The 17,677-nt window shown below is 67.2% G+C and carries 18 protein-coding genes and 1 tRNA gene; 6 read left to right on the forward strand and 13 right to left on the reverse strand.

Annotated elements, in window-relative coordinates; all coding sequences use genetic code 11:
* Nucleotides 1-11 precede the first annotated feature (11 nt).
* A complete protein-coding gene (pstB, locus tag ACSQ18_RS10750) occupies nt 12-791 on the forward strand; it encodes a phosphate ABC transporter ATP-binding protein PstB (protein WP_436037290.1) in 780 nt (259 codons plus the stop codon).
* Nucleotides 792-833: 42 nt separating this feature from the next.
* Here pstB and ACSQ18_RS10755 read toward each other — a convergent pair whose 3' ends face one another.
* The 5 genes from ACSQ18_RS10755 to ACSQ18_RS10775 form a co-directional block, all read right to left on the reverse strand.
* Complete coding sequence (locus ACSQ18_RS10755; RefSeq protein ID WP_436037291.1) at nt 834-1,718, reverse strand: aminodeoxychorismate lyase; 885 nt, start codon at nt 1,716-1,718, stop codon at nt 834-836.
* A 604-nt stretch (nt 1,719-2,322) separates the two neighbouring features.
* Entirely contained in the window at nt 2,323-2,961 is a 639-nt protein-coding gene (locus tag ACSQ18_RS10760) for a DNA-directed RNA polymerase subunit beta (RefSeq protein ID WP_436037292.1), read from the reverse strand.
* A 49-nt stretch (nt 2,962-3,010) separates the two neighbouring features.
* Nucleotides 3,011-3,982 carry an anti-sigma factor domain-containing protein gene (locus tag ACSQ18_RS10765; protein WP_436037293.1) on the reverse strand — a complete coding sequence of 324 codons (972 nt, stop codon included), beginning with the start codon at nt 3,980-3,982 and terminating at the stop codon, nt 3,011-3,013.
* Nucleotides 3,979-4,578, reverse strand: a complete 600-nt coding sequence (gene sigK / locus ACSQ18_RS10770) for an ECF RNA polymerase sigma factor SigK (RefSeq protein ID WP_174236244.1) — start codon at nt 4,576-4,578, stop codon at nt 3,979-3,981. The genes ACSQ18_RS10765 and sigK overlap by 4 nt, the downstream gene beginning before the upstream one ends.
* A gap of 34 nt (nt 4,579-4,612) precedes the next feature.
* On the reverse strand, nt 4,613-6,343 hold the full coding sequence (locus tag ACSQ18_RS10775) for a cytochrome c biogenesis protein DipZ (RefSeq protein WP_436037294.1): 1,731 nt from the start codon (nt 6,341-6,343) through the stop codon (nt 4,613-4,615).
* Nucleotides 6,344-6,498: 155 nt separating this feature from the next.
* On the opposite strand from ACSQ18_RS10775, the gene ACSQ18_RS10780 reads away from it, so the two are divergent.
* Nucleotides 6,499-7,152 carry a fasciclin domain-containing protein gene (locus ACSQ18_RS10780; RefSeq protein ID WP_144805931.1) on the forward strand — a complete coding sequence of 218 codons (654 nt, stop codon included), beginning with the start codon at nt 6,499-6,501 and terminating at the stop codon, nt 7,150-7,152.
* A gap of 118 nt (nt 7,153-7,270) precedes the next feature.
* Nucleotides 7,271-7,343 (forward strand) — tRNA-Lys (locus ACSQ18_RS10785).
* A gap of 276 nt (nt 7,344-7,619) precedes the next feature.
* On the opposite strand, the gene ACSQ18_RS10790 is transcribed toward ACSQ18_RS10785, so the two are convergent.
* Nucleotides 7,620-10,001 (reverse strand): hypothetical protein, encoded by a 2,382-nt coding sequence (locus ACSQ18_RS10790; protein ID WP_436037295.1) that lies wholly within the window; start codon nt 9,999-10,001, stop codon nt 7,620-7,622.
* A gap of 300 nt (nt 10,002-10,301) precedes the next feature.
* Here ACSQ18_RS10790 and ACSQ18_RS10795 point away from each other — a divergent pair, with 300 nt between their 5' ends.
* Nucleotides 10,302-11,375: a hypothetical protein gene (locus ACSQ18_RS10795; RefSeq protein ID WP_436037296.1), complete on the forward strand. Its 1,074-nt coding sequence runs from the start codon at nt 10,302-10,304 to the stop codon at nt 11,373-11,375.
* A gap of 567 nt (nt 11,376-11,942) precedes the next feature.
* On the opposite strand, the gene ACSQ18_RS10800 is transcribed toward ACSQ18_RS10795, so the two are convergent.
* Both ACSQ18_RS10800 and ACSQ18_RS10805 read right to left on the reverse strand, forming a co-directional pair.
* Entirely contained in the window at nt 11,943-12,332 is a 390-nt protein-coding gene (locus ACSQ18_RS10800; protein WP_436037298.1) for a YybH family protein, read from the reverse strand.
* A gap of 65 nt (nt 12,333-12,397) precedes the next feature.
* Nucleotides 12,398-13,267: an aminoglycoside phosphotransferase family protein gene (locus ACSQ18_RS10805; protein WP_436037299.1), complete on the reverse strand. Its 870-nt coding sequence runs from the start codon at nt 13,265-13,267 to the stop codon at nt 12,398-12,400.
* Between the two features lie 65 nt (nt 13,268-13,332).
* Between ACSQ18_RS10805 and ACSQ18_RS10810 the strand changes: the two genes are divergently transcribed.
* Complete coding sequence (locus ACSQ18_RS10810) at nt 13,333-13,809, forward strand: DNA alkylation repair protein (protein ID WP_436037300.1); 477 nt, start codon at nt 13,333-13,335, stop codon at nt 13,807-13,809.
* A 73-nt stretch (nt 13,810-13,882) separates the two neighbouring features.
* Here ACSQ18_RS10810 and ACSQ18_RS10815 read toward each other — a convergent pair whose 3' ends face one another.
* The 3 genes from ACSQ18_RS10815 to ACSQ18_RS10825 are packed head-to-tail and all read right to left on the reverse strand — an operon-like array spanning nt 13,883 to nt 15,794.
* Nucleotides 13,883-14,698, reverse strand: a complete 816-nt coding sequence (locus ACSQ18_RS10815) for a hypothetical protein (RefSeq protein ID WP_436037301.1) — start codon at nt 14,696-14,698, stop codon at nt 13,883-13,885.
* Between the two features lie 3 nt (nt 14,699-14,701).
* Complete coding sequence (locus ACSQ18_RS10820) at nt 14,702-15,076, reverse strand: hypothetical protein (RefSeq protein ID WP_436037302.1); 375 nt, start codon at nt 15,074-15,076, stop codon at nt 14,702-14,704.
* A 10-nt stretch (nt 15,077-15,086) separates the two neighbouring features.
* A complete protein-coding gene (locus ACSQ18_RS10825) occupies nt 15,087-15,794 on the reverse strand; it encodes a HEAT repeat domain-containing protein (protein ID WP_436037303.1) in 708 nt (235 codons plus the stop codon).
* A 103-nt stretch (nt 15,795-15,897) separates the two neighbouring features.
* Here ACSQ18_RS10825 and ACSQ18_RS10830 point away from each other — a divergent pair, with 103 nt between their 5' ends.
* The gene (locus ACSQ18_RS10830) at nt 15,898-16,593 is read left to right on the forward strand and encodes a hypothetical protein (RefSeq protein ID WP_436037305.1); all 696 of its coding nucleotides are present in this window, start codon (nt 15,898-15,900) and stop codon (nt 16,591-16,593) included.
* Nucleotides 16,594-16,634: 41 nt separating this feature from the next.
* On the opposite strand, the gene ACSQ18_RS10835 is transcribed toward ACSQ18_RS10830, so the two are convergent.
* Both ACSQ18_RS10835 and ACSQ18_RS10840 read right to left on the reverse strand, forming a co-directional pair.
* Nucleotides 16,635-17,159 (reverse strand): 2'-5' RNA ligase family protein, encoded by a 525-nt coding sequence (locus tag ACSQ18_RS10835; RefSeq protein ID WP_436037307.1) that lies wholly within the window; start codon nt 17,157-17,159, stop codon nt 16,635-16,637.
* A complete protein-coding gene (locus tag ACSQ18_RS10840; protein ID WP_436037309.1) occupies nt 17,152-17,550 on the reverse strand; it encodes a hypothetical protein in 399 nt (132 codons plus the stop codon). Before ACSQ18_RS10840 ends, ACSQ18_RS10835 begins: the two co-directional genes overlap by 8 nt.
* Nucleotides 17,551-17,677: the final 127 nt, after the last annotated feature.

Consider the following 17,677-nt stretch of genomic DNA (forward strand, 5'->3'; position numbering starts at 1 on the left):
AAGAACCCGACGTGTCCAAGAGCATCGAAGTCAACGACCTCAACGTCTACTACGGCGATTTCCTCGCCGTGGAGGGCGTCTCCCTCGAGATCCAGCCCCGCAGCGTGACCGCCTTCATCGGCCCCTCGGGCTGCGGCAAGTCCACGTTCCTGCGCACCCTCAACCGCATGCACGAGGTCATCCCCGGCGCGCGCGTCGAGGGCGAGGTGCTGCTCGACGGCGACGACCTCTACGGCCCGGGCGTCGACCCGGTGCTCGTGCGACGCCAGGTGGGTATGGTCTTCCAGCGCCCCAACCCGTTCCCCACGATGAGCATCAAGGAGAACGTCCTCGCGGGCGTCAAGCTCAACAACAAGAAGCTCTCCAAGAGCGACTCCGACGCGCTCGTGGAGCAGTCGCTGCAGGGCGCCAACCTGTGGAACGAGGTCAAGGACCGGCTCGACAAGCCCGGCTCGGGCCTCTCGGGCGGTCAGCAGCAGCGACTGTGCATCGCCCGCGCCATCGCCGTCTCCCCCGACGTGCTCCTCATGGACGAGCCCTGCTCGGCGCTCGACCCCATCTCGACCTTCGCGATCGAGGAGCTCATCCAGGAGCTCAAGAAGGACTACACGATCGTCATCGTCACCCACAACATGCAGCAGGCGTCGCGCGTGAGCGACAAGACGGCGTTCTTCAACATCGCCGGCACCGGCAAGCCCGGCAAGCTCATCGAGTACGACGAGACCGGCACGATCTTCACCACGCCGTCGGTGCAGGCCACCGAGGACTACGTCTCCGGCCGCTTCGGGTGAACCGGCGGGGCGGGCCTCCGCTCCCCCGCGCAACGTGCCCTGTCAGTCGCGAGGGCTCAGCAGGTAGTCGTTGAGGGATGCCGTCAGCTCCGCATCGAGCGGCAGCGCATCGCCGTCGACGGCGACGATGGGCGCGGCCAGTCGCACGCTGGAGACGAGCCACGCGGCATCCGCCGTCGCGAGGTCGGCCACGGGAATCGTCTCGTACGCGGTGCGGTGGCCCTGCGCCTCCAGGTGCGCGAACAGGCTGAGCTGCGTCGTGCCGTGCAGGATGCCGACGGCCGGAGCGGGCGTCACGAACGTGTCGCCGCGACGGAGAACGAGGGATGCCGTCGGCGCCTCCAGCACGAACCCATCGCTCGAGACGAAGACGGCGTCGTCGGCTCCGCGGCGCTTCGCCTCCCGGATCGCGGCCATGTTGACGGCGTACGACAGGGTCTTCGCCCCGAGCAGCAGCCACGGCGCACGGGCCGGCACGTCGAGGGCGTAGCCGCGGTCGAGCGTGGCGACCCGGATGCCGTCGGTCCGCGACGCGGCGAAGTCGGAGGCGTCGGCGACCGTCACCCACGCCGTCGGGGCAGGACCGTGCTCCACCCCGCGACTGAGGATGAGTTTGATGACCGCCTCGCCTTCGCCGCAGTGACCCGCGGCCCGAGCGACGGCTTGACGCCACTGAGCGGCGTGCGGCTCCGGAAGGTCCGCGAGGCGTGCGGAGTGGGCGAGCCGCTGCAGGTGCGCCTCGACCTCCTGGGGGTGACCGTCGACGACACCGATCGACTCGAAGACGCCGTCGCCGCGCTGCGCGCTCAGCTCCCCCACCGGCAGCGCGGGGGCCGCCGGGTCGATGTCGGTGAAGGTGCCGGCGAAGTCGGTCGCCGGGTCGTCCGCCGCGACGGGAGTGATCAGGAGTGCGTAACGCCAGGCCATGGGGAGAGCCTACGGCCGCGATGCGGGTCCGCCGCGGCAGCCGCCCGGCGGTGCGCAGCGAGCGGCGTGAGCGGTGTGGGCGGTGACGGATACAGGGAAAAGCGGCTCCCGCCACTGCCACCGGGCACGACATCGCCAGTCCGCCCTGTATGCGGCACGGGGAGAGTGGATATCGGGCACAGAGGCCGGCTGGGCCGGGGGGCGCAACCGCCGACCACAGAGATGCGGCCTCGCCCGCGGCGGCCCTCGCCCACAGGCAGACGCGGCCCGCTCTCCGCCGCTGCGGTGCCGGATACAGGCAAAACCGGTGCCTTCCACCGCTGGAGGCCAAGTAAGTGTCGATTCGCCCTGTAGGCGGCACGGGAATAGCCGCCGACGGAGTCCGGTTACACTGGTACAGCCGGGCCGCAGTAACCCCGGGCTCCAACTTTTGCCGCTTCGAGCGGCACCGCGCCGAGAGGCGTTCTGCGGCCCGGCACTTTCGTACCCGGGCGTAGGAAGACCCGCCGCGGCGGCGCCTCAGCCCGTCGTGATCTCAACCAGGTGGGAACGTCGCCCGGGCGGGCAGGAACTCCCCCAGGGGGGGCGAACTCAGCGAGGCCGCTCAGGTGAGCGAGTCGCGGCGCCACAGCGCGGCCGCCGCGGAGAGCTCGTCCGCGTAGGTCGCCAGGCGCAGCGCGCGCGTCGTGAAGGTGGTCGCGCGCTCCGGTTCGGTGCGGTCGTGGTCGTCGGCGAGGTCGGCTGCGCCCGCCGCCTCCACGCGACAGAAGGATGCGGCACGCTCCAGCGCGACGGCGAAGTCGCCCGTGAAAGCACCCCGGAGGATGGCGTCGCTCAGGGTGACGAGCTCTTCCGGACCGGCCGGCGTCGGCGCACCGGCCACAACAGGATCGGCCGTCGACAGCCTCGCACTTCCCCGCTCGTACAGCAGCGCCGCCGACCGGGGGTCGTCGTGGACCATCAACTGCAGCAGGTACAGGCGCCACAGCGTTCCCGGCAGCGACTTCGCGGGTGACCGCGACCACAGTTCGGCGATCGTGTCGATGCCGTGTTCGTCGGTGAAAGCGATGAGCCGCTCCACGACGGCGTCGGCCGGCTCGGCGCGAACCCGCGAGAGGAGGGCGACGGCCGTCGCGTGCGCGACGCGGGAGACCTCCGCCGGGTCTTCCGCGCTGAACAGTCTGTCGAACAGCTCGGCCGGTCGGCGAACGGGCTTGTGGAAGGCGCGGGGGTCGTCAGACATCGCGTACCAGGCTACCCGCGCGGACGCACCGTCAGGCCGGTCGGCCGTGTCAGGCGTCGGCGGGGGTGATCGCCACGAGCGGGTCGGTGGTCGGTGCGCCGTCGGGGGAGCCCCCGGCCTGCTCGACGGTCACGGCGACGGTGTCGCCCACCTGCACGTCACCGGCCAGCACCGCGGTCGCCTCGCCGTCGGCGGCGTCGAACGTGCCCGCCGAGATGGGGGTGCCATCGCGGACGAACCACAGCTCGAACGTGCGGTCGGCCTCGATCGCCGGGAGTCCGGATGCCACGATGACCGCTTCGCCGACGGACGGCGACCAGTGCAGCGTCGCCTGCCCACCTCCGGAGAGCTCTCCGGACGCCTCCTGCGCGTCGGGCGCCGCCTCGATCTGGGCGAGGGTCGCGATCTCGGGCGGTGTGCGCAGCGCATCGGTGATGGCTCCGACACCCCACCCGACACCGACGAGAAGGGCGATGGACGCCACGAGAGCGAACAGTCCGCGGGTCCAGTTCTTGCGCTGGATCGCCTGGATGATCTCGGTGGGCGGGGCGGCGGCGCGAAGAGCGGCCTCCTCAGGGGCGGCGGTCTCCGGCAGCGGCGGCACCTCGGCAGCCGCATCCGCTGCGGCCTCGGCGCGGGCCTGGTCGGCGGCGAACGCCTCCCGCAGTCGCGCGCGGCTCTCTCGGTCGAGGGCGACGGTGTCGTTCAGGTCGTCGGCCGCGGCATCCGCACCCGCGACACCCGCGGCGGACACGGGCGCGAAGCCGGCGTCGGATGCCACGGCATCCGGTGTCTCTCGTGCACCGCGAATGCGGCCGAGGATCTGCGAGCGGGCGGCGAGCGGCGGGGCGACGGGCGCGACCGACTCTCCGAGGGTGGCGGCGGTCTCGACGTCGAGGTCGGCGATCCCCTGCCATTCCGGGTGGAGGCGGAGGGCCTCCTGGAAGGCGCGCTCGTCGTCGTCGGAGAGGGCGCCGAGGGCGCGTCCGGCGGAAAGCTCGGCGAATTCCTGGATGTTCATGCGGTCACCCCCATCTCGGTGCGCAGGCGCGACAGTCCGTCGCGCATTCTCGTCTTCACGGTGCCCAGAGGAGTTCCGCTCATCGCGGCGATCTCGCTCTGAGAGTAGCCGCCGAAGTATGCGAGGGTCAGTGCCTCACGCTGCAGGTCGGGCAGGGCCTGCAACGCTCGGGCGACGCGCCGACTCTCGATACGCAGCTCTACTTGTTCTTCTACTCCGGCGGAGGGTGTGTTCAGTTCGCGCAGTCCGGCCCGCACGTCCCGGTCACCGGCCGCTTGCGCGGACCGGACCCGGTCGACGGCCCGTCGGTGTGCGATCGTCAGCACCCACGACCTTCCTTGTCCTCTATTCGGAGCGAACGCGCCAGCGGATTGCCACACTTCGAGGAAGACCTCCTGCAGCACCTCCTCGCTCTGGGCGCGGTCGACGAGCACACGGAGGATCAGGCCGAACACGCGGGAGGAGAGCATGTCGTAGAGGCTCCCGAAGGCGCCTTCGTCACCGTCGGCGATTCGCACGAGCAACTCCGCCACCCGATCGGCGCTCTCGCCGTCGTCGCGTACTTCCACACCGTCGATGACCATCTCGACAAGCATGCACCATCTCTCCCTTCAAGCCCTCACCCGTTGCTCACCCGAAGGTGAACGAGTAGACCTGAACGCCGGCCGGGACGTCGAGCGTGATGACGCCCTCCTTCGCGTCGCCGGCCTCGACGATCGCGTAGGAGCGCGGAGTTCCGCCCACGTCGATCGTGGACTTCTGGCCGTCGACGTCGGCGGTGACGGTGCCTTCGCCGGCGGCCACCATGCGCACCTCTGATGCGCGGAACGTCAGGCGCACGCGCCCGTCGTCACCGGTCGGCGTCACGAACTGGGTCTGCACGTCCCAGTCGCCGTCGAGGGCGAACGTGTCGGGGGCCTGGTCGGCGGGGAACGTGAACGTGCCCTGACCGGCGCTGTAGGCGTCGGGACCGGCGAAGTTGCGGTCCTTCGACGAGCCGAGGAAGGTCTCGGGCGTCGTCGAGCCGAGCTCGGGCGTCGTGTCGGCGACGTCCGTTGCGGCGGGCAGCTGCACGTCGGGATCGGCATCCTGCAGCAGTTCGCGGATCATCTTCTCCGTCGCGGCGTAGTTGCCCTCGCCGAAGGAGATGTGGCGGACGGTGCCCTCCGCGTCGATGAGGTAGTGCGCGGGCCAGTAGCGGTTGCGGTAGTTGGTCCACGTCGAGAGGTTGTTGTCGAGGGCCACCGGGTAGGTGATCCCGAAGTCGCGAGCGCCGGCTTCGACGTTCGCGGCATCCTTCTCGAACGCGTACTCGGGCGAGTGGATGCCGATGACGTCCAGCCCTGCGTCGCGGTAGGCGGCATCCCACGCGACGACGTGCGGGATGGAGCGCTGGCAGTTGATGCACGAGTAGGCCCAGAAGTCGATGAGCACGACCTTGCCGCGGAGGTCGGCGAGGTCGATCGCTTCGCCGTTCGGCGTGTTCAGCCACTTCTCGATGCCCTTGATCGACGGCGCGGTGCCGCACGATTCGAGCTCCTCGGCGCCGTTGGTGCACTTGTCGAGGTCGCGGTTCTCGTCGGTGACGAGTCCGCCGAGGCCGAGCGCTTCGGATGCCTGCTCGTTGTCGGTGAGGTCGCGCTGCAGCTGCGCCGTGTAGTCGGGCAGCAGGCGCTGGAGAGCCTGCGGCACGTTGAAGACGAGTCCGACCGCGAGGGCGAGCATCGCGACGCCGGCCGCGATGCGCAGGCCCCGCTCACGGCTGCGGAACGCGCGGATGCGCTCGACGAGCCCGCGTCCGGCGAGCGCGAAGACGAGGAGCGGGATCGCGACGCCGATGGCGAAGGATGCCGTCAGCAGCACCGTGTCGGCACCGATGCGTCCCGTCGCGCCGGCGACGATGATCGCCGCGAGCACCGGACCGGCGCACGGGACGAACACCGCGCCCAGGGCGAGTCCGACACCGAAGCCGCTCCCCCGGTTCTGCACCTCGCGGCGCGGAAGCCACTGGAACGGCTTTTCGAGGATCTGCTCGAAGCGCGGGATCAGGAGGCCCACGCCGATCAGCACGAGCACGCCGATGCCGACCCAGCGAATGATGTCCTGCGGCAGGTTCAGGAGGCCGAGGATCAGCGACCCCACGAGGGTCACGAGCGTGAAGCTCACCACCAGGCCCGCGATCACCAGGTAGGGGCGGCTGCGGCGGGCCGGGAGGGGACCGGCATCCTTTCCGTCCTCTGTCTTGTCGAAGCGGGCGGATTGCGCACCGCCCGTCAGGAAGATGACCGGCAGCACCGGCAGGATGCACGGGGAGATTCCCGTGATGAGCCCGCCGAGCAGGCCGATGATGATCAGGTCCATGAGAGCTCCTCGTTCGTCGAAGAGCATTCGTCAGCATGGCCCATTCGGATTGATCGCGAACTTTTTCGAATCCGTTCCCATCCGATCTCGGACGGTCTCCGAAGAACCGTCAAGCCGCCGGAAACCGAGGCGGACCTGAGAAACGGAGACAAGCCATGCTCAGCACCAAGAAGACCACCGCAGCTCTCGCTCTGACGTTCGCCGCCGCCTTCGCGCTGGCCGGTTGTTCCATGGGCGGAACGACCGCAGAGGAGTCCACCGCTCCCGAGCCCTCGATGTCCGAGAGCGCCCCCGCGATGGAGAACGACCCCGCCGCCAACCTCGTCGGCCCCGGCTGCGCCGCGTACGCCGAAGCCGTGCCGGACGGCGCCGGGTCGGTCCAGGGCATGTCGCAGGACCCGGTCGCGGTCGCCGCGTCGAACAACCCGCTCCTGAAGACGCTCGTCTCGGCCGTCAGCGGTCAGCTGAACCCCGACGTGAACCTCGTCGACACCCTCAACGGCAGCGAGTTCACCGTCTTCGCCCCCGTCGACGACGCCTTCGCGAAGATCGACGCCGACACCATCGAGGTGCTGAAGACCGACAGCGACCTGCTGAGCTCGATCCTCACGTACCACGTCGTCCCCGGCCAGATCGAGCCGGCTGACATCGACGGCATGCACACCACCGTCAACGGCGCCGACCTCGAGGTCACCGGCTCCGGCGACAACCTGATGGTCAACGACGCCAGCGTCATCTGCGGTGGCGTTCAGACCGCCAACGCGACCGTCTACCTCATCGACACGGTGCTGATGCCGCCGACCGAGTGATGACACTTCCCGTTCCGGTATCGGGGATATTCGGACGGTGAGCACAACGGCACCCGCTGGAGCAACAGCTTCGGCGGGTGCCGTTTGTGTGTCCCGGGATAGGTAGGCTGGATGCCGAGGGCCTCTAGCTCAGTCGGTAGAGCATCGGACTTTTAATCCGCGGGTCGTGGGTTCGAGCCCCACGGGGCCCACCTTCGAAGCGGTGTCGCGGGCACTGGCTTCTTGCGAGAGTCGGTGCCGGGATGCGGCTCTTCTTGCGCTCGAATACGGGGCCGTCAGCGGGCCCAACATGGGACGGGCCTTCTGAGACGCCTGCCATCGGCGGCGGCCTGCGGTGTGGGGTACGTCAGTAGCTGCCCGCCGACCGACTGGCATGCGGGTGGCATCCATGTCCGGCGGCCCTAGTGCTACCTCTGCACAGCCGCTCGGCACCCGCGCGGCAACGTTCTCTCAGTACGCATCCTTCCTCAACCGGATCCAAGGGACGCGATGACATCCACAGTCGCAGGGAAGGGCAACAACTTCGAGGCCGAGTGCTCCATGTGAGTCACATCAAGTGCATTCCAGCTATCCGCCGTCGTCGCGAGCAGGATTCGATCGGCGCGCAGAGCTGATGCAACTCGGAGGAGCTTGGCTGCTTTTGCGCCCCGCTGTTTCGCGTCAAACTTCCCGTTGGCCTTCGCCTCCGCGATGACGACCTGGTCTTCCACGCATGCCACCACGTCGATCTCAGCGATCGCCAACCCCGAGTCGCGGTCGACGAATTCGAGCTCGGGTGCGTCAACGTACTCCCTACCGGAGCTACGAATATGCGCTGAGGCGAGGAGCACAACATCGCCATTCGCTTCGAGCAGTTCCCGAAAATTCGGATGAAGATCGTAGAACCACGTCGGCTCAGGTGCCACCCGTTTCCAACTCGCTGAAACGAGCGAGTTCAGCGCGGAGCACTGCGTGCACTCGTAAGTCGGCCCAAGACGCTCCGCGTACACGAACGACGGACGTCCACAGTCTTCGCATCCAAGGATCAGACCCCGGCGAAGCAGACGCGCAGCGGCCAATCGATCCACCAGGTCAAGCGCCTCCGTCGCCGATGCTTGCGGCATCCGCTGTTGAATCGCGGGAAATGAGAGGTAAGGATCGACTCCAATCACGACGGTATCGGGGTCGCGTTCTGACGGCTTTGGCTTTCTGTCACGGGGCACGAACGCTCGCAGCGCCGACAGATTTGCTGGCGAGGCGAAGTCGAGAAATTCCTGGCGAGTACCGAGGCGGGACCGCACCAGTTCCGCCCGTCTCCCAGCGTCAGACAGCCTGACGTCCAGATTGTCGCGCGAAGCCATCGCACGAACCCACGCCATCATTGACCGCGAATTGACGCGCGGGCGTCCGATTCGTGAGGTGAGCAGCGATCCAGAGGCAACAAATCCCATATAGCGAGGGCTAAAGCTGACGCCCTCCTTACTGGCCCTGAGGTTCACCGCTGGGAAAGGGCTGTTGTCCACCGGCATCGCGGCGATGGGCGCATCCCGCGCACGAGGTGTCGCATCTCCGCTTACGGAAACATCAACGTACCAATACGGGACGTGAGGGCTCGACGGTGGGAACAAGAGCTTGGCGGGTATCGGGGTGTCCAACCCGAATAGCGCCACCTTGGACCCGTCAAGCTCAGTGGTGACCGGAAGCGAGACCGTCGCCCCAATGTGCTCATCCACGAGTAGAGATGTGAGCCCGCTCGCAAGGCTTGGACGCCTAAGCTGGATGGTTCGAGGGCGACTATCTAACCCGTCCTCTTGCGAAGGCGCTACTAGACCAATGTCAGCGCCTTGAAGGCGCTCCACGAACACCTGCATTGCGAGATCTTCTAATGAGGCGGACGTGACTGCCAGTCGTCTGCCTTGACTCTCCAACCTGAAGACAATCGATTGAACCCCCGGACGAATCCGCCGGTTCCAAATCTCGTCGTCCTCCAATAAATCGCTCGTGAGCCATATAGCGTTCCCCACGAGTCGGTCATAGGCGAGCGCGAGCGCGTAGTCCTCAGCCGTGTCCCCGACCACGATCACGCTGCCATCTTGCGTGTGTCCTCGACCCACTCGCACAATGCCTTGATCGGCCCAGTAGGCCTGCGGCGCGTCCAAACTGGTCAGATCCCCGGCTCGAAGAGGGCTGGGAGCGAGGTCTTGATCGGAGTCAATCAGCCAGGTGAGGACATCCGTGGACGGTTCGCGTCTGCCCGGGAAATCAGCCGTGACACCGAGCCTCAGCGCGGCAAGAAGGCCTTGGTCAGTGCGCCAATGCGCTGACGCAACCATTGAGAGGTCAGGATGCGTAGCGGGCGCCGGTGCAATGGGACCGCTGCTCGGACGGGAGGTATCAACCCGACCGAGCGACTTGAGAACCTCCAGAGACGGACCAGACTCTCCGCGGACGCGGGCCATTCGAAGAGGCGAACACCATGAGGCGACCACTGAGCGGGCAACCTCCGCCGCCTGATCCACGTGATTGAGATTGGTGCTCTGAATCATCCGGAGGCGCTCAGCTTCATCGACCACACCGTCGATCTCAATCGTCCCTGGGTACAACTCTTCCCACTCAGCGAACGAAAGACGGAGCGATACGACGTGATCGGGGTCGAAGGCACGAACCGCATCGGCCATGGCGTCCGCAGGATCCCCTGAGAGAGGATCAAACGGAACCAGTATGCATCCGCTTCCGCCCCAGTACTCTGCCGCGACCGCCAACGCTCGCATCGACCACTCACGCCACAGGGCATCGTTGCGCACTAGTACGACGAGTCGAGGCGGGCGGAGGCTGAGCGTAGCGGTCACGAAACCGATATCGGAAGTCACCCTCGTATTGAAGCGCAAGGCTTCGTCCAGTGACCAGCCGGGGCCACATTGAGGCGGTCAATTGCGGCTGGGCGCCGCAAGTAGCCCGCTCTGAAGCCACCCGGCTCAGCCACCGAGGCGAAGTTCGCGGCCCTCATGCAAACTTGAGGCCGGTTCACCAACGTGTGGGGAAGTAGACCCTCGACCCGCCGGACCTGCCGTCAGCTGGCGGGCAGTGCAAAGCCCCGGGGGCGTGTCGCGCGAATCCTTGCGGATGCCGATAGAGGCCGGGCCGGGGCTGGCTTCAGGATACCATGCGGGGTGACCACGAGCGTAGACACGAGCTGGCTGTCGACTGAGCGATTCGCAGAATACCTCGATGCCACAGGCGGGGACATCGCGCTTGCAAGCCGTCTGTACGAGTGGAACGTGAGCGCTGCATCTGCGCTGTTTGAGTTGGTGGCACATTTCGAGGTGATTCTGCGTAATGCCATCGTGCGGGAGTTTGACCGCGCAGGTCCAAGTCCGATGCTGGTTCCCGGAACGCCATGGTTACAGGGGCACCGCCAGATCGAGGAAGTCATTTCCCGTCTAAAGGCCCGAAAGCAGCCGCAGACTGCCGGACGAGTGTACGCCGGGCTGACCTTCGGGTTCTGGCGGAGCCTCTTCGGCGCCGACAATGAGGAGCTGTGGCGACACTCGCTCCGCCACGTGTTCCGGCATTCGCGTGCGAACAGACAGGTCATCGCGGAGTACCTCGAATCAGTCAACCAACTGCGCAACCGCATCGCGCATCACGGCAGTCTGCTCGAATATGACATCATCGTGGAGGCCACGAAGCTCTTCCGCCTGACGAGCTGGATTGACCCGGTGGCTGAAGGATGGCTCCGCTCCATCGAGCGCGTGACCACCGTAGCCTCAAGACGTCCGGTGCAAACTTCTCGCGACACGGTGGTAATTACCGCGAAGGACGCGTGGAAGCTTTATAGGGAATACAAGCAGCCAGCGTTCGTCTTTCCGCCCGGTAGGTCAGTTCGCGTGCCTGAGTACCTGGCATTTTACGAAGACCGCGAGGTCAAGGAAACGATCCCCCGCATCACCAAGTGGTACGACGCCGTCGACTGGAACGCCGCCAACGCGAGGCGGCTCAAAGCATCCTCCGACCCTTACGACCAGACTCTCTCGAAGGTCATCTCGGCAACGACTGCGAAAGGGTGGAGTGGCAGTGTTTATCAGGTCTTCCTGCTGTCTGCTGAGTCTGACTCCGCGACAGTCCACCTGTCGGGGCCGGTCGCACACACGCGCACGGGGAGAGGCAGCGCGTTCGTGAAGAGCCATCGCTACCTGCCTCTGAGCGCGCTCCGTAGCGCGAGAGATACGCGAGATCTGTCGTAGGACGCCCGCCGTCAGTTCGGCGGAGCGCAGCACGGCGGTCTTTCAGGTCGCGAGCCGGTATTCGGCGGAACTCGTGGTCTGGGCTCGAACGCACGCATGATGTACCAGTGACGAGCGGAAACTGGTCTTCACGCTGCGGTCGCCCGAGGCATTGCGACTCGCTGGACTGGCGGTGTTCAACGCCGATCTGGGCGAGGCGCTGGCTTCCTTCACGATCGCTAACGTCATGGCGATGTCAGACACGTCTCTGGACCGAACCTCGTCGCCCACTCGCCAATTACGCCGTAGTCGCATATGGCCGCAGCTTCACGACGTCCAGTCTCCGGAAGGGCCGCAACCTGGGTGACGTCATCGAGGTCCCGGATGAACTCAAGTCGGCGCACGAGGCATTGATGCGGCTCCGCAACAGCACCGTCGCGCACTCCGAGAGTGGGCTCGCCCCTTCCTACGCTGTCGTTCATCTCGAGCGCGACGAAGAAGCCAGCATCGTTCGCGCCCCAACGGCGTGTGCGATGACCGTTCATTCCGCGTACTCAACTACCGAGCGCACAGTTCCCACCGTGCATTTCAGCCGCCTGCCTTAGACGCGATCCACCAGTCGGTGAACGAGCGGGCGCGTCCGTCGGGGTCGAGCCGGATCACCATGAGGTTGTCGTAGAGGTCGCTCTTGTCCGTCGCCCCGGTGTAGGTCGTCCGGCCGCGGATGACGGCGACGTCTCCGTCGACGGCCGTGAGCTCGTAGTCGAACGACCACGTTCCCGGCTCGTCTTGCTGGCCGAGCCATCCCGCAAGGATGGCATCGTGACCGACCCAGGGCGGGGTCGACGGGCCGTCCCGGTACTCGGCATCCGGCGTGAAGAGCGCTCGCATGTCGTCCGGCTCGTTGGTCGTCCAGGCGTGGACGTAGCGGTCCATCCAGTCGCGTGCGGCGGCGGCCGCTGATTCTCGATCCCACATGCCCACAGGGTCCCCGACGACCCGCGCCCGCGCAAGATCCTGGTACGTCGACGACTGAGTGCGGATCACGCGAGCACGCGGCCCAGAACCGCGAGCGACGCACGCGCCTCGGCCTCGGGGTCATGAGTGTTCGACGGGTGGGCGAGCGTCAGCAACGTCTTCCACAGCGCCCAGGCTCGACCGCGGCTCCACGTGTCGTCGTCCCACGGCATCCTGCTGCGGAAGACCTCGTGTGCCGCGTCGTCGAACACCGTCCAGGCGATGGCCAGATCGCAGGCGGGATCGCCCACGCCCGACGTGCCGAAGTCGATCACGGCGCTCAAGCGTCCCTCGCGAACCAGGAGGTTGCCCGGGGCGATGTCACCGTGAAACCACACCGGCGGTGCGGTGATCTCGGTCTCCATCGCCGCGTCCCACACCGCGCGCGCCGCGGCCGTGTCGATCCGACCCTCCAGCGCCGTGAGGCAACGCTGCACATCGTCGTCGTACACGCGCGGGTGCGCCCCGCGCCAGAAACTGTGCGGGCCCGCCGCCGGCGCGGCATCCGTCTCCACCTTCGCGAGCGACGTGAGAAACCCTGCGAGGTCGGCGGCGAGATCCTGGAGGTCGATGTGGGTCGCGTCGCCCAGGGGCGTTCCGTCGATCCAGCGATACACCGACCAGGGGCGTGGGAACTCGCCGGTGGGACTGCCCAGAGCGACGGGCGACGGCACCGCGAGCGGAACGCGGGGCGCGATCACCGGCAGCCAGCGCTGCTCCTTCGCGACGGCGACGGCGTAGCCGTCTGCGCTCGGCATCCGCACCAGCAGCTCGTCACCCAGCCGGAACGTCCGGTTGTCCCACCCGCCGGGAACGACCCGACGAATGCTCAGCTCCCGCCACTGGGGGAACTGCTCGTCCACCAGCCGGTGCACCAGCTCTTCGTCGATCTCCACGTCCCCAGACTGCCAACCGGCCCCCGCACGCGCCACCGCGCCGTCCCAAGGGAGAGGATGGGAGCGTGGATTCTCCCGCGGCTCAGTTCATCGACCACACGCTGCGGTCGGAGGCGTCGGAGTGGCGCACCTGGGCGAACGGCGATCCGTCTGTCGGGGGTCTGGGCGTGTACGGCGCCTCGGTCGGCGCGATCCGCGGGACCGTCCGCGACGCACTGCGACGGCATCGAGATCTGCAGCACGACGACATCACCGCCCTCGCGTCGGAACTGTGGGCGACGCCGGTCTTCGAGCGCCGCCTGGCGGCCATCGTCCTGCTGCAAGGCCAGACCGACCTCCTCACCGGAAACGACCTCACCCGCATCGAAGGATTCCTCCGCGACGCCCGCGTGCCCGAGCTCATCCAGCCGCTCACGCTCGACGTGGTGCGCCCGCTGCTCGCGCGGCTGACCGGAGTGGAGGCCGACCGCGCGCAACGCATCGTGGCCCGCTGGGCGACATCGGATGCCGACAGCCTGCGCGCCGCCGCTGCGTTGCTGTGAAGAAGGGGTCCTTACCCCGGTGCTGAGCAGGTGAGTTTCACAGCGATCCTCACTCGCGATGTGCCCGTGAGCTTCAACCGTCCTTCACGCGAACGGGCGCGACGTGCAGGCGCCGTTCACCCGTTGGGCCGTCATGCATGTCTTTCGCGACCTGCACCACGACCGTCGGGATGCTCTTCAGCAGCGGCGACAGTCCCGTTTGCGGAAGGTTCTCGGCCGCGTTGATCAACGTGAGCTCTGTGCAGGCGCTCAGTGGAGTGAGATCGAGACTGCCCACGCCGATCCGCGCCGCCGAGTTGTAGACCTGCAGCGATTCGAGATGAGCGCAGCCCGAGAGCGGTGCGACATCGCTCCAGTAGAGGTCATGCGTCATGAATGTTCGAAGCGATCGCGGCGCACGAGACCACGCCACCCTTGCCAGCTGCTTCGTTCCCCGCATCGTGAGATAGGTGAGGGAATCGCATCCGGCACCGATCGAGATCTCTTCCGACCGCACCCGTCCAACGAAAAGTTGTCTGAGACGCGGCAGGTTGATGTACCCATCCCGCGAGAAATTCTCACTCTCCGAGTGAATGCGGTCGAAGTGCGCCAGTTGTCGAGAGTCCACCGGTTCAGCGCGCGACGTCATCACAAAGAGTTCGGAGACAGACTCAGGCAGAGTGCTCAAGTCGGGGGTCTTAGCCGCGCCGAGAATGAAGACACTGTGCACTCGCGGCAGCTGCGCCACCCACGAGAGCGACGCTCCCGGATGCCGGAACGACCTCCCGTCGATCGCAATGGAGTGAACGAATCGATCGTTCACCTTGGCCAGATCATCGGCCGTCACCTCGCCCGGCGTCACCAGCGCAGGGATTCCCGCATTGTCGACGCGACGCACATCAAGCCCCACGTCTCACCCCGGCTTCGCCCATTCCACGGCGGCACTCCCCGCCGCGATCTCCGCCAGGATGCGCCGTGCCGCTGACTCGGCGGTCTCTTGCGGTCGGGCCGAATCCAGTTGCAGCACGAGGTCTCCCCCTCCCCAGTCGAATAGCGCGGCGTAAGTGCTGTCGCTGAGGCACACGTCCGCGACCAAGGGGGTCGTCGCGTGCGTCTCGCTCGTCTCGTCATGGCGATCGAGGTCGACGCACCTCCAGGTGTCGTCGGGGTTGGAGCTGTAGGGGCGGAGCCGCACGGCAACGTGATCGAGCGTGGACGCTGACTCCGCGGGAATCGAAACAAACCGGCGGATCAGCTCGACGACCGCGAGCTCCGATCCCCGTCCCATACCGGTGACACTACAACTCCGTGGATCTCGGATCGATCGCCCCGAGCCGCTTGATCGCCTGCCGCACCATCCTGCGTACCTCGGGGTAGGACGAGTCCGCGAACTCGACGATGGCCGGCAGATGTTCGACCGCCTTCAGCCGCGTCAGCGCATGAATCGCGGGAATGCGCACGTCCTCATCCGCCAGCAGCTCTGCCAGCACCGGAATCAGGCGGTCCCGCTCCTTCGGGTAGCGCCCGAGTGCGCGGACGAATCCGAAGCGATGGATGCCGTGAGAGGCGTCGGTCGCGATCTCCAAAACCGCGGGAAGGTGCTCGGCCGTGACCCGGAACATGAGCACCCCGCCGATCGTGGTTCGCATCGACCCCCACCCCTCATCCGTTCCAGGATCGATGCGCAAGAACTCCTCGATGAGATTCGGAATGCCACTTCGAGCCCACGGCCGCCCCAGCGCGAAGATGATCTCGAGCTTCAGCGGCGGATAGTCGACGCGCGGCAGCCACTCAACCAGTACGGGCACTGCGGGGGTGCCGTCGAGCCCGTTTCGCTGGAGGTCACCGAGGTCTTCGATGTCGAGTCCGAGTTCGCGGAGGGCACGCGCGATCTCGGCACCACCCGCTTCGTTGAATTCGCGCAGGGCGGCGGTCTCGCGCCGACCGATCGGCCCTTCGAGCACGCGCTTCATCGCGTACCACTCGTCGCGGTTCGGATCACTCACGGATGCCACAGCCCCACCTTGGCACGAGCAATGCGAGCCGTTCGAGTTGACGGCGATCCCACGTCGGCGGGTCGCGTAACCACGTGCGCGATAGCCTCGCTTCATGGCACCTACCTCTGCCCACCGCCACTTTCGTCGGTCTCGCCTCCTGCCCTTGATCCTGGCGGGCGCGCTCGCCGCGACGATCACCGGGTGCTCCGTCGCCGCCGACGACCAGCCAACTCCTCGCGCCTCCGACGCCTCGCCCACGGCATCGCCGACCGCGTCCTCAGATGCTGCCCCCGGCTCGCCGTGCACACTGCTGGACGATGAAACGGTCGCCGACCTCGTGGGAGCGTCGAGCGCTGGCGTTGAGACGACGCCGCCGGGTACGGAGCTGCCGGTCTGTCAGTACGCCGCCACGGACGGCGGTGGCGTTCAGGTCGCACAGATGCCGGCGGCGGAGTGGGCTCGCGCACTTCCCGCGCTCGTCGAAAGCATCCTCGCGCTGCCGGAGGGCGCCGTCCCTGATTCGCTCCGCTCGCAGATCGAGGATGCCGTGAACGCGGTAGAGAGCGGCTCCACGATCGAACCTGAGGCCGCGTGCGGGTACTTCTCACAGTTGCTCGAGGCCGCCGGGCAGGGGGCCGGACTGGTCTCTTCCATCGCTTACCTCCCCGATCGAGAGTCAGCGGTGGCCGTGTCGGGCCAGCAATGCATCGACGGCACCTATACCTCTTTGCTGGTCTATCGCGACGGGATCGCCACCGACGAACAGATCGTCGACCAGGTCAGCGGGATCCTCGACCAACTCGGCTGAGGGTGCCCCTTCGCCGCCCCCGACTCAGGGTGCGCGCCTGATCAGGATGCCGCGCCGCCGATCTCCGTCACCCGCTTCTCCGCGGCGTCCCATCGGCGGAGCGCAACCGCGGAGCCCGACACGGGCGGTCCGAGCAACGACCGCGCTTCGTCCAGCCGGTCGAGGCGGAGGCGCCGAGCGAGGGTGACGTGCGGGGTCCACTCCCCCGGCTTCGTGTGGGGCGCATCGGCGTCCTCACCCGTCGGCACGGCGGAGTGGACGGCCTCGTGCAGCGCGGTCACGGCATCCGTCACGGCCACTCTCCACGCGAGCACGCCACGGTCACCGTGCGCGAACACGACCGGCTCCGCGAGCCCGACCGACACCGGGAGCATGCGCACGGCCCCGGCGAAGTCGACGGGCGGCACGGTAGCGCGGACGAGCAGGGTGACGTGCGGCCGGTTCGACGGCGAGGTGTGCGCGGCGAGACTCGACAGGCCCGCGTCGGCGAGGCGCCGCCAATCGTCGCGCACCCGGTCTTCGGTGGCGGGATCGAGCAGCAGCTCGATGCTCACGACGTCAGCCACGCGTCTGCCTCTTCAATGGCCACGACCGGCGCCATGCACGACGGAGCTCGTCTAGGAGAGAGCGCCGAAGTACGAAACTGTCTGCGCCGACCTTGACCATGAGCGCCGGCGAAAACGACCGAGGCTTCTCAACGACGCCACCACGCTCAAGGTAGGCCGTTCCTACGACAACGAGTTCCCGCAGTATCTCGGTGATCTCCTCGGTCGTGTCATCCTCGCCGAAGTGATCGAGCGAAAATCCACCGTCTACGGCCAGCGCGTACCAGCCGGAGCCCGGTGTGCCGACTTTCGCCGTTCGGCCGTCGGCAGACCCGTGGAGCTCCGCGAAGGCGATCCCGTCAGAGATGCCGACGCGCGCAGGAACTCCCGCCGTGAGTTCGCGGAACAGCACAACCGCTTGATCCGGTGTCACTGCCGGACCGCTTCCGTCGTCCAGGGCATGGCTATCTGAGTAGAGCGAGAGCCCGGCACCAGCAGTCGCTTCGCTTCAGGCCTCTCGGGCGAACCCTGCACAGCCG

The sequence above is a fragment of the Microbacterium sp. LjRoot45 genome (assembly GCF_964253325.1).
In the GTDB taxonomy this organism is placed as follows: domain Bacteria; phylum Actinomycetota; class Actinomycetes; order Actinomycetales; family Microbacteriaceae; genus Microbacterium.